Origin of the sequence: Neobacillus cucumis, from assembly GCF_002860255.1 — a bacterium.
GTDB classification, from domain to species: Bacteria; Bacillota; Bacilli; order Bacillales; family Cytobacillaceae; genus Neobacillus; species Neobacillus cucumis_A.
In genome coordinates, this window is record NZ_PGVE01000028.1 from 266,641 (window position 1) to 278,525 (window position 11,885).

The following is an 11,885-nucleotide window of genomic DNA, read 5'->3' on the forward strand; positions in this document are numbered from 1 at the left end:
GGAAATTCCTCTCAATAATAAAGAGACTATAAAAAAAGACTGCCTAAATGGCAGCCTTCTAATTGTTATTCGTTTCTTCTTTGTGAGAAGGATTATAATCATATTTTGTTCGGTCAACAGGAGTAAAGTTTTTAGGCGTGTAGAAACGCAATAAATCACCATTTACAACCTTATCCGAGAATGTGAGTTTTTGCTGAACTAATTGTTTATATTTCTTAGCCTCTGGTAATTTATCCGATTCTAATTTTAAACCAGTACGTGAATCATAATATTTACCATCAACCGAAGAAATCGTAGGGCTAACATAGTCGCCGTTTCGGAATGCTACTAAACTATCATGCTGTTTAGATAGCAAGTCTGTACCAAATTGAACATAATCTTTTGTATCAATTCCTAACAGGTGAAGGAGAGTTGGAAGAAGGTCGGTTTGACCGCCGTACTCATGATTCACTCCACCTTGCATGCCTGGAACACGGATAAACAACGGTACACGTTGTAATCCAGCATTGTCAAAAGGTGTGATTTCTTTGCCGAGTATTTTTGCCATCGCTTTATTATGATTTTCAGAAATACCATAATGGTCACCGTACATAATAATAACGGAATTGTTATATAGACCAGATTTCTTAAGGTAGTCAAAAAATTGTCTCAATGCTTCATCTGCATAACGAGCAGTTTGGAAATATCCGTCTACTGATTTATCACCTGTAGTAGCAGGCGCAATTGTTGCATCTTTTTGATTCATTGCATACGGATAGTGGTTAGCAACCGTAATAAACTTGGTATAAAACGGCTGCGGCAATGACTCTAACAGTGTGATCGACTGCTGATAGAACGGTTTATCCATTAACCCATATTCCGCCTCGTCAGCAGAATTAATTTTATAATAGTTAGCATCAAAAAACTTGTCAAAACCAAACGATTTGTAAATTTCATTGCGATTCCAGAAGCTTCCGGAATTCCCATGGAATACAGCAGAAGTATAGCCATTCTGCCCTAAAATAGCGGGCGCAGCCTGGAAGGTATTTAAACCTTTTGTGGTAAAGACAGATCCTTCAGGTAAGCCAAATAGAGAGTTTTCTAGCATAAATTCGGCATCAGATGTTTTACCTTGTCCAGTCTGATGGAAAAAGTTATCAAAATACATTGTATTCTGGTCTTTAATCAATGAGTTTAAGAACGGTGTGACCTCTTCTCCGTTCAACTTATAATTAATTAAAAAGTTTTGCATGGACTCAAGATGCAAGTAAATGACATTCATACCTTTAGCTTTACCAAAATTAACTGGATTCGGTTCAGCATAGTTAGACTTTGTATAATTAATTACTTCAGTAATATCATCACTACTTGCCATTACTCTTTGTGCAGATGCATGTGTACTTTTTACCGCATCATAAATCGTGTAATTGTACATTCCTAGATATTTCACAATATAATTCCGGTCAAATCCTCTAGTTAACAACTGTGGACGATCCATTTCCGCCAAAGATAAATTCACACAAGAAATCATCAGTGCTAAAGAGTATAAAACCGATATCTTTCTACGCCTAATATCTTTGACATCAATCTTTACGAAACGGAAAACAAGTAAGGCAACTAAAACGATAAAGTCTAGAAAGAAAAGAAAGTCATAAGGCCTTAATAATGAATAGACACTTCCGCTTACGTCACCAAAGTTTTGGGTCTGAGTTAAAGTAGGCAGTGTGATAAAGTCGTTAAAGAAACGGTAAAAAAGAACGTTCGCATATAGCAAGAAAGATAATAGAAAATAAATGACCATCATCCAAATATATTTTTTTCTTCCTTTAAAAAAGGTAGAAATTCCTAAAAAGATTAAGGAAGAACCTAATGGGTTAAAAAATAAAAGGAATTTTTGTAATGTATTTTCTATTCCCAATTGGAATTGAGTTAACTGGACAAGATAAGTTTTCAACCATAATAAAAGTACGGCCAAAAAGAAAAAGCCAACATATTTATTTAAAATACTTTGACCCTTGTTAAATAACTTATTCATTTTTTTACATCACCTCATAGAGCATAATTATGACAAAAAAGATTCAATCAATAAATAGAAAATTGGAACCAAATTGACTAACATCTATCATAACAGGTAAATATGAACAAACAATGAACAAATTTTTAATATGTTTAAAATTGCAGGTCCTCTCCCACCTTAATCTAATATAATCTTTTAGGGGTGAGAATGAATTTTAAAAAGTGTAGGTAAACTATCTCTGTGCACTTCATGGAAGGAGGCACTTAACTTGAACAACTTTTCTAATACCTTAAGGAGGGTAACGATGGGAATCTTAAGTGGCAATCCAAAAGAAGAGCCGTTACATTATGGAGAGGTATTTGGCATTTGGTCCTCCCAACTAGCAGGAAACAATATGATCTCCGGTTATAAAATTATGTTAAATCATGCCGGAGATGATGATTTAAAAAAGATACTAATTGAAGTCATTGAAACAGGGGAACAGCAAAAGAAACAAATTGAGGAGCTCTTAAAAGAAAATGGAATTGGCCTGCCGCCAGTTATGCCAGACCCGCCTGAAGCTTGTTTAGAAGACATTCCGATTGGAGCTAGAGTTCCGGATCCTGCCATCGCTGCAACCCTTGCGACAGATACAGCTGCCGGTTTGGTTGCTTGCAGTCAGATCATAGGTATGTGCATCAGAGAAGATGTTGCTATGATGTATGGGCAATTCCATGCTCAAAAAGCGGCACTTGGCGCAAAAATTTTACGTTTAAATAAAGAAAAAGGCTGGCTGATCCCTCCTCCGCTTCATCTTAATAAACATCACGATTGTTAGAAAAGATTTAAGTTAAAGTCCTATCAGGAGGTGAATCAATTGGCTGAACAAAATAAGAAGCAAAATAGTCAGATCAATAGTTCAGAAGGATCCGGTTCTGAATACCATCGTGAACATGCAGGCAATATTCCGGATTACGGCGGAAATAGTATGGAACAAATTGCTAGAGAAGAATTACAAAATGAAGCTGATAATACAAATATGTAATCTTTGCTTAACGCCATTTTTGTGGCGTTTTTTGTGTTATATTTAGGAATAAGCAGCCGTATCGGTCAATATAAATTCGTCTAATAAACCAGCCGATCTCTCGACTGGTTTATTCAATAGCTAGTTTTTCTTTATTGATGTTTCAGAAAGTTCATTCAATGCATTTCTAACACCCATTTGTTCTATTTGAAGGAGGTTAGTACACAAAGCATCCACCAAGCCTGGAATAGAGGCTAGATTCATTTCCCAAAGCTTTTGTTCACTTAAAACTTTTTCTATAAGATCTTTAGCTCCAATTAAATGATCCTCATACTGTTGCCAAACTGTTTGGAAAAATTGGATGGTTTCAGGCTGATCCTGCAAATGGATCGATTCCTCTCCCCGTTTGCCGCGATAAAAATAAATTAAACTACTTAAAGTGAAGACCATCCGTTTTGGCAATGTATCCTTCTTCGCAACATAATCAAGTAAAGCTGGTAAATTTCTGGTATTAAATTTTGAAATTGAATTTAGTGAAATGCTCATTAAATAATGCTTGATAAATGGATTGGCAAACCGGTTAAGTACGTCCTCTGCATACAACGTAAGTTCTTCTAAGTCTCCTTCCAATGTCGGAACAATTTCCTCAGAAATCATTTCTCTTATAAATGAACCCACCTCAAAATCATTGACTGCCTCTTCTACTGTATCTAAGCCAGATAAATAAGCCACAGGAGTCATTGCCGTATGGGCTCCGTTTAGAATTTTCACTTTACGGGTGCGAAAAGGAGTTAAATCGTCAACAATTAGAGTGTTTAAGCCTGTTCCATTTAACGGGAGCTCCTGTTTTAATGATTCAGGACCTTCAATTACCCAAAGATGATACTGTTCTCCAACTACCATCAATTCATCCTCAAAGCCTATTTCAGCTGTTTTTTCTTTGACTGAGTCCGTAGGGTAACCGGGTACAATCCGATCAACCAGGCTTGAGCAAAAGGTATTTGCCTGATGAATCCAATGAATGAATTCACTGTCTAAATTCCAGTGCTCGGCATACTTTAGGACTACCTCTTTAAGCACTCCGCCATTATTTTCAATCAGTTCGCATGGAATAATGATACACCCATGATTAATATCACCGTCAAATGCTAGGAAGCGCTGATAAAGAAAGGCGGTTAATTTTCCCGGAAAGCTTTTCTGAGGGCGGTCCTCTAACCTATCAAAAGGATCAAATACAATGCCGGCCTCCGTTGTATTGCTAATGATAAAACGAAGTTCATCACTTGCAGCAAGTTTCAAATAGTCTTGATAATTTGTAAAAAGGTCAATTCCCCTGCTAATAGAGTCAATAATCCTATGTTCATTGACAGGTATTCCCCCTTTTAGTCCTTGTAAATAAAGGGTGAACAGACCATCTTGACGGTTTAATCTCTCAATCTTATCAGAACCTCTTGGCTGAACGACAACTACGCTGCCATTGAAGTCAGTTTTTTCATTTAAAACTTGGACCTGCCAATCAACAAATCCTCTTAAAAAATTCCCTTCCCCAAATTGGAGAATTTTTTCGGGATAGGTGTTGTATTCCTTGTAATTCGTTCGATTTAACTTTTGCATATTCCACCTCTGTTTAACTAATAAATTAAAACCTAAGTTATTTTAAAGGAAGGCAATCTGCCGTCTCTACTTCGGAAAAATTAAAATATTCTTTAGCGTTGTAATAGGAGATTCTCTGAACGATCTTTCCAAGCAATTCTAAATCATAAGGAACCTCTCCATTTTCGACCCATTCGCCAATCAGATTACAGACAAGTCTACGGAAGTACTCATGTCTTGTATAGGAGAGAAAGCTCCGCGAATCTGTTAACATGCCAATAAACCGGCTAAATAGCCCCACATTTGACAAAGTCTTCATTTGGTCCAGCATTCCATCCTTTGTATCGTTGAACCACCATGCTGTTCCAAATTGGATTTTTCCAGGAGTATTACCATCTTGGAAACTGTTGATGATACTTGCAATTATATAATTATCACCAGGGTTCAAGGAATAAAGAATGGTCTTTGGCAACTTATCTTCTTGTTCCAAGGAATCAAGAATCTTAACAAGCGGTTTAGCAATTTGATCATCATTAATGCTATCGTAACCTGTATCTGGCCCCAGCTTGTTAAACATTTTCGTGTTATTATTTCGATGAGCATTAATATGAAATTGCATAGCCCAGCCAAGGTCTGCGTATAGTTTTCCAAGAAAAATAAGTGTGTAGGTCTTAAATTTCCTTTCGTCAGTTAACGAAATGGTACTTCCATTTAATCGATTAGCAAAAATCTTTGCAGCCTCTTCAAACGATACTTCTTCATAAACAACGGAATCTAAGGCATGATCGGAAACAGTGCCTCCAACAGCATGGAAGAAATGGACACGGGCTTCTAGCGCAGCAAGGTAGTCTTCAAAATTGTTAATTTCTATTTCAGATGCCTGCTCTAACTTTTCTACCCATTCAGGGAAACCTTCACGGTTTATTTCAAGTCCTTTATCTGGTCTGAAACCTGGGACTACACTAACCGGAAAATCCTTCTCATCTTTTAATAGAGTGTGGTATTCCAAACTATCCACTGGATCATCTGTTGTACAAATTACTTTTACATTCGATTTGATGATTAAATCTCTAACACTAAAGCCTTCCTCAGACAATAAGGCGTTTACTTTCTCCCATATAGCTGTTGCACTTTGCTCGTTCAGTACATCATAGATACCGAAAAATCTCTGTAATTCGAGATGAGTCCAATTATATAAAGGATTGCCAATGGTCATAGGAATGGTTCTTGCCCATGCAAGAAATTTCTCATAATCGCTCTTGTCTCCAGTTATGTACTCTTCAGGGATTCCATTTGCCCGCATAACTCTCCATTTATAATGATCTCCGTAAAGCCATGCCTCCGAAATATTTTTAAATTTTTTATTTTCGTAGATTTCCTTTGGGCTTAAATGGCAGTGGTAATCAATGATTGGCATTTCCTTAGCAAAATCATGATATAAAGTGACGGAGGTTTCATTTTTTAATAAAAAATTAGGACCCATAAACTTTTCCATTACCAACACATCCTTGAATAATATATGTTAACGTTAACAATTTCTATAAATTAGTCTAACAGAATAATTTAAACTAGTAAATAATTAATGTTAACGTTAACATTTTATCAACAAAAAAATCCAGACTTTTTAAACACTTCGAGTCTGGATATATCATTTTATTACTCTGCTAATTTATCAAATATTTTATCTGCTAGAAAATAAACTCGTTCCGGGCGCCCTACTGTTCCATAAGACAAATCCGCCTCTATTTTTTCAATCGCTACCAAATGTTCTAAATATCTTCTGGCGGTCGTTCGACTAACCCCTACCTCTTTAGCCACAATTTCTGCTGTGAGTCCTGTTTTCACTTTACTAAGGACCTCAAGTACTTTTTCAAGGGTTAGTGGATCAATGCCTTTAGGCAAGTAAACCCTTTCATTAGTAGTGCTATCGTTCTCTTTCCATAATAGTTTGTCTATCTCTTGCTGAGATATTTGAGAATTCTCTTCATTTAATTTTATAAGTTTTCTATGATAATCCTGAAATCTTTGTAACGATTGTTTAAATCTTTCAAAAACAACCGGTTTAATGATGTAATCAAATACACCTAGTCGAATCGCTGCTTGGACCTTATCAATCTCTTTAGCGGCAGTTATCATAATGACATCCATTTGCTTAGTTTGAAGCTTGGTTTCTTTCAATAAATCTAGTCCATCCATATCAGGAAAATAGACATCAAGAAGGATTAAATCAGGCTGTAAAACCTCGATTAGGGTTTTTGCTTCCACATAGCTCGCTGCAATACCAACAGGCTGAAAGCCATCCATTAGGTCAAGAAATCGTTTCTGAATCTCCGCAATCCTTAAATCATCTTCAACTATTAAAACTTCGATATCTCTGTTCCCTTTCATTTAACAAGCCCTCCTTTTTGGTATGGCTACCGTGAAAATAGTCCCTTCCCCCTTAGTTGATGTAAATGTAAGATAACCGCCTAATTCGTTGATTGCTTTTTGTGCTAAACTTAGTCCAATACCAGAATTGCTGCTAGTTTTCTTAGTTGAAAATCCGGGTTTAAGTATTTGATTCTGAATTTCCCCATCCATTCCAACCCCATTATCTTCCACTTCAATGATTAATTCTTTACCCAAATCCGTTAAGAAAAGCGATACTCTTTTTTCTTCATTTTGGCTTTCTCTCACGGCCTCGAAGGCATTATTCACAAGATTGCCAATAATGGTTACTAATCTGTCTCTATTAATCTCAGCTGGCACATCTTTAAAACTGCTGCCTCGATCAATGGAAAGACTAATTTTCAATTCACTCGCAAGACTTACCTTCCCTAAAATGAAACCAGCAATAATTGGGTCAGGTATTTCTTTCATCAAAAATTGGATGAAACCTTGGGCTACATCCACTTCCTTTGAGATAAAATCAATTGCTTCTTTATAGGAACCAAGCTGTATAAGACCAAGCAGTGTATAAAGCCTGTTTGAATACTCATGGGTTTGTGCCCGCAGCCCTTCCGCATAGGCTTTTATATGAGAAAGTTCCTTAAGTAGATTCGCAAGTTCTGATTTATTCCGAAAGCTCGCTACCGCCCCAATTACCTCGCTTTTTTTATTAAAGATTGGTATGCGGTTGGCCAGATAAACATCCCCATTAATGAGAATTTCCTGATCGTATTCAGCCTGACCTGATCTTACGACATCATAAAGCTGAGTATTTTCAAGAACTGCTTCAATCTTTTTACCCCGTAAAAGAATATCATTCGGCACATCTAAAATAGAATGTGCGGTTTCATTGACTACTGTAATCCGCCCAGCCGTATCAACCGCAATTATGCCTTCATGGATAGACTCAAGAATGGCATGCTTTTCCTGATACATCCAAGCAATCTCTCTTGGTTCAAGTCCAAAAATGGCCCTTTTGATATTCAGAGAGATTAGGATCGCAGCGATCAGACTTCCTACCAATATGAATAGGGTAGCGACAAAGATTTTTTGCTGTAATTTCGAAACCTGTTTTTGAATATCAGTTTGGAGATAACCGACGGAAACGACTCCAATTACTTTTCCCCCAGTAATAATAGGCGCTTTCCCTCTTAGTGAAGGTCCCAGTGTTCCAGTTGATTCTGAAATGACAGACTCTCCCTTAAAGACACGTCCATTATCACCACCGACCATTTTTTGACCTATTCTGTTTGGATTTGGATGAGAGTAACGAATTTCATTTCGGTTACCCACTACTATAAATTCTGCACCCACCTGCTTTCGAATTTTTTCAGCCACTGGTTGAATAAGGGATGAGGGATGATCTGTACGAAAAGCAGACTGAATATCCGGCATATTCGCAATGGTTCGCGCAACGGATAAAGCTTTCGTACCTATCTCATGCTTAAGGTTAGTCTCCATAATATTTTTAAACGTAAATTCAATTATAGTACCCATGATAATAATTAAAACAGATATTCCCAGCATTAGTTTCGTATGTAAACGCATGCAAACACCTCTATATCCATTATATAAAAAAAACTCCTTATTTAAAGGAGTTTTTTAACTATTAAAAAGATTCAACCTTCCACATTTATAATTACTTCCTTCCCTCTTCTTTTCATCAAAAAGGGAATGACTAACCAAAGAGCTGTAATAAGCAGAAAAACAAGTGAAATCGGGCGGGTAAAGAAAACACCATAATCACCATTTGAAATGGTTAACGCCCTGCGCAAATTATTTTCTACCATTGGTCCTAAAACAAGACCGAGTACAAGCGGAGCGATTGGATAATCATTCTTACTAAGAAAATAACCAAATACTCCACATCCCAACAGAAGTAAAAGATCGTTGATAGACACCTGTACGGCATAGACTCCAAAAATAGAAACAGCAATAATCATCGGAATTAAATATTTCTTGGGAGTTTGGATGATTTTTGCAAATACTTTAACAAGTGGCAGATTCAGAATTAACAACATAATATTTCCAATAAACATACTAGCAATAAGTCCCCAAGCGACTTGTGGATGATCTTCAAATAAAAGTGGGCCAGGCTGGACATTATACATCATCAATGCCCCCATTAGAATGGCCGTTGTTCCAGAACCAGGAATCCCTAAGGTTAGTAACGGAATCATTGCACCACCTGATGCAGCATTATTGGCTGATTCTGGTGCAGCTACACCGGCAATAGCTCCTGTTCCAAATTTGGATGGATTTTTGGATATTCTTTTCTCAAGTAAATACGAAAAGAAAGACGCGAGTGTTGCTCCTGCACCCGGTAAAATACCAACGAAGAAGCCTAGAATCGAACCACGGGCAATCGGGCCAGCTGACTCTTTAAACTCTTCTTTGGATGGAAGTAAATTATTAATGCGAGCAATCTCTCCATCTTCCTCTTCTTTTTCTAATATCGTTTTAAATACCTCCCCAAGTGCAAACAATCCAACAGCGACTGTTAAAAATTCAATTCCCTGATAAAGCCATGGAATATCAAAGGTGAACCGGGCAATCCCGGAAACTGTATCAATCCCTATTGTTCCAAGTAACAATCCGCAAACTGTCATAATCAGTGCTTTGGTTACAGACTTCCCTGCAAGCCCGCTGACAGCACCTAATCCTAAGAGCATTAATGAAAAATATTCGGCTGGACCAAATTTAAGAGCCACATTTGATAATGGTTTCGCAAGTGCAATCAACGCAATGAGTGTGATAATCCCTGCCACAAAAGAACCAATAGCTGCGATGGATAGAGCACTCCCTGCTCTGCCCTTTTTCGCCATTTGATAACCGTCCAATGTGGTAACAACGGAAGAAGATTCCCCAGGGGTGTTTAAGAGAATGGAAGTAGTGGAACCACCGTACATGGCCCCGTAGTATACCCCTGCTAAAAGAATAATAGCGCTTGTTGCTGCCTGTTCCGGAGGCAGGCTTCCTGTGATAGACGCTGTGACAGGAATGAGCAGTGCAACTCCACTCATTGGTCCAATTCCTGGAAGCACCCCAACCGCTGTACCAATTAACACTCCAACAAATGCAAACAAAATATTATACCAAACGAGTGCTGTTCCGAATCCTTGCAATAAATAATCGAGTGTACTCATTGTTTGGACCCCTTTCTAAAGATTATTAAATATTAATTTTACTAAAACCATACTGGCCAGCCTGGGAGTGTACCCTTTAAGACCTCAACGAATAAAAAATATATAATTCCTGAAAAAGCGGCTGATATTATAATAGAAGAAACAAGTTTTTTTCTCTCCATGGTTTGAAAACAAACCACCAAAAAGAGAAAGGTTGTAATAACATACCCGACTGATTCCAAGGCTAACATGTACACCAAGGTCGCAACAAAAATGATTAAGAATGGCTTGTAATCTAATTTCTCTTTCTGGCTTTTATTACTCTGCTTTATAAATGTTTCATAGAATAATCGGATGCTTAATAGAACAAGAAGAATCCCCAGAATAAATGGAAAAATATCAGGACCGACGACACTTCCATAAGAGGAGCTTGAAATATGTTTGCTCCCAATGATAAAAAGAACACCGACAGTTAAAAACAAAATAGATGCAAAGCGATCAAATTTTATATCCATCGATTTAAACCTCCTATAAAAATAGGGAGGACCTAAACTCCTCCCCGGCCTGCTTACTTCTGCATCCCTAACGCTGTTAATAATTGTTGTACTTGCTTTTCTTGTTCATCTAAGAATGTTTTAAAGTCAGAGCTGTTTTTATATTCTAATTCCCAGCCTTGTGTCTCTACTTCTTTTTTCCATTCTGGCGATTGAACTAATTTATCAATGGTTTTTTCCCAAAAGACTAAAGCTTCTTTTGACATTTTTTCTGGACCAAATACACCGCGCCAAATAGTAAACTCTGCATCAATGCCTTGTTCCTTTGCCGTTGGAACATCCTTAAAATCCCCGCTTAATCGTTCTGAAGCAGTAATTGCCAGGACTCTTACTTTACCTGCTTTTAAGAACTCTTTCACACTAGAAGCATCGGTTCCGATTACGTCAGCATTGCCGCCAAGAAGTGCAGTAATTGCTTCCCCGCCTCCATCGTAGGAAACATATTTAATTTTTGTAGGGTCCACTCCATATTTATAAGCAGGCAGGATAGAAATCAAATGGTCCATGGAACCTGGTGCCGAACCTCCGGCAAACGTTAATTTACTAGGATTCTTCTTAACTTCGTCTAACACTGATTTTAAATCCTTGAATTTTGAATCCGTTTTTACGACGATCGCTCCATAATCTTTGGTCAGTTGTGCAAGAGGGGTTGTATTTTTGTATCCGTATGGACTGTTTCCTTCTTTTTTGAGATTATTGATGATAATTGGCGGTGAATTTACTAAGAGCATGTCATTATTTTCTGCTTGCTGGGTTGCATATTCGGCCATAAATACTGCACCGCCGCCCCCCGGCTTATTCTCAACCGTTAATGGCTGATTGACTAGTTTGGTTTCACTTAGAATTTTTGTAAATGACCGGGCAGTTAAGTCCCATCCACCACCTGCACCAGATGGCGCAACAACAGAAATCGCTTTCGTTGGATAGCCGGTACTTTCCTCTTTTTTGCTAGAATTTGAGCCAGCTGTTTCTTTACTGCTGCTGCATGCACCTAAGCTTAATGCCAAAGCACCTGCAAACATTACTGCTGATATTTTTTTAAAAGTAAACATGTTATTTCCCCCTTGTAACCGTTTTCTTAATTTTACAAAATTATTGAATGTTTTAAATATTATATATTTAAGTCTCATTAAAAACTTAATCGCCATTTTGTTCATAAAGTTCACAAAAAAATAACACAATAAATT

10 protein-coding genes are annotated in these 11,885 nt (G+C 37.4%); 2 read left to right on the forward strand and 8 right to left on the reverse strand.

Annotation, left to right across the window (positions count from 1 at the left end; translation table 11 throughout):
* Window positions 1-58: 58 nt before the first annotated feature.
* Window positions 59-2,014: an LTA synthase family protein gene (locus CVD27_RS06425; protein ID WP_101647053.1), complete on the reverse strand. Its 1,956-nt coding sequence runs from the start codon at window positions 2,012-2,014 to the stop codon at window positions 59-61.
* Window positions 2,015-2,300: 286 nt separating this feature from the next.
* Here CVD27_RS06425 and CVD27_RS06430 point away from each other — a divergent pair, with 286 nt between their 5' ends.
* Complete coding sequence (locus CVD27_RS06430; protein WP_101647054.1) at window positions 2,301-2,813, forward strand: DUF3231 family protein; 513 nt, start codon at window positions 2,301-2,303, stop codon at window positions 2,811-2,813.
* 39 nt (window positions 2,814-2,852) lie between these two features.
* Entirely contained in the window at window positions 2,853-3,020 is a 168-nt protein-coding gene (locus CVD27_RS27975) for a hypothetical protein (RefSeq protein WP_180960175.1), read from the forward strand.
* Between the two features lie 120 nt (window positions 3,021-3,140).
* On the opposite strand, the gene CVD27_RS06435 is transcribed toward CVD27_RS27975, so the two are convergent.
* From CVD27_RS06435 to CVD27_RS06465, 7 genes are all read right to left on the reverse strand, one after another.
* Window positions 3,141-4,613: a tagaturonate reductase gene (locus CVD27_RS06435; protein ID WP_101647055.1), complete on the reverse strand. Its 1,473-nt coding sequence runs from the start codon at window positions 4,611-4,613 to the stop codon at window positions 3,141-3,143.
* 37 nt (window positions 4,614-4,650) lie between these two features.
* Complete coding sequence (gene uxaC, locus CVD27_RS06440; protein ID WP_101647056.1) at window positions 4,651-6,087, reverse strand: glucuronate isomerase; 1,437 nt, start codon at window positions 6,085-6,087, stop codon at window positions 4,651-4,653.
* A gap of 161 nt (window positions 6,088-6,248) precedes the next feature.
* Window positions 6,249-6,980 carry a response regulator gene (locus CVD27_RS06445; protein WP_101647057.1) on the reverse strand — a complete coding sequence of 244 codons (732 nt, stop codon included), beginning with the start codon at window positions 6,978-6,980 and terminating at the stop codon, window positions 6,249-6,251.
* On the reverse strand, window positions 6,981-8,567 hold the full coding sequence (locus CVD27_RS06450; protein ID WP_101647058.1) for an ATP-binding protein: 1,587 nt from the start codon (window positions 8,565-8,567) through the stop codon (window positions 6,981-6,983). It abuts the gene before it with no gap.
* 71 nt (window positions 8,568-8,638) lie between these two features.
* Window positions 8,639-10,165, reverse strand: coding sequence for a tripartite tricarboxylate transporter permease (locus tag CVD27_RS06455; RefSeq protein ID WP_101647059.1), 1,527 nt, complete (start codon window positions 10,163-10,165; stop codon window positions 8,639-8,641).
* A gap of 41 nt (window positions 10,166-10,206) precedes the next feature.
* Entirely contained in the window at window positions 10,207-10,659 is a 453-nt protein-coding gene (locus CVD27_RS06460; RefSeq protein WP_101647060.1) for a tripartite tricarboxylate transporter TctB family protein, read from the reverse strand.
* 53 nt (window positions 10,660-10,712) lie between these two features.
* Window positions 10,713-11,750: a Bug family tripartite tricarboxylate transporter substrate binding protein gene (locus tag CVD27_RS06465; protein ID WP_101647061.1), complete on the reverse strand. Its 1,038-nt coding sequence runs from the start codon at window positions 11,748-11,750 to the stop codon at window positions 10,713-10,715.
* Window positions 11,751-11,885: the final 135 nt, after the last annotated feature.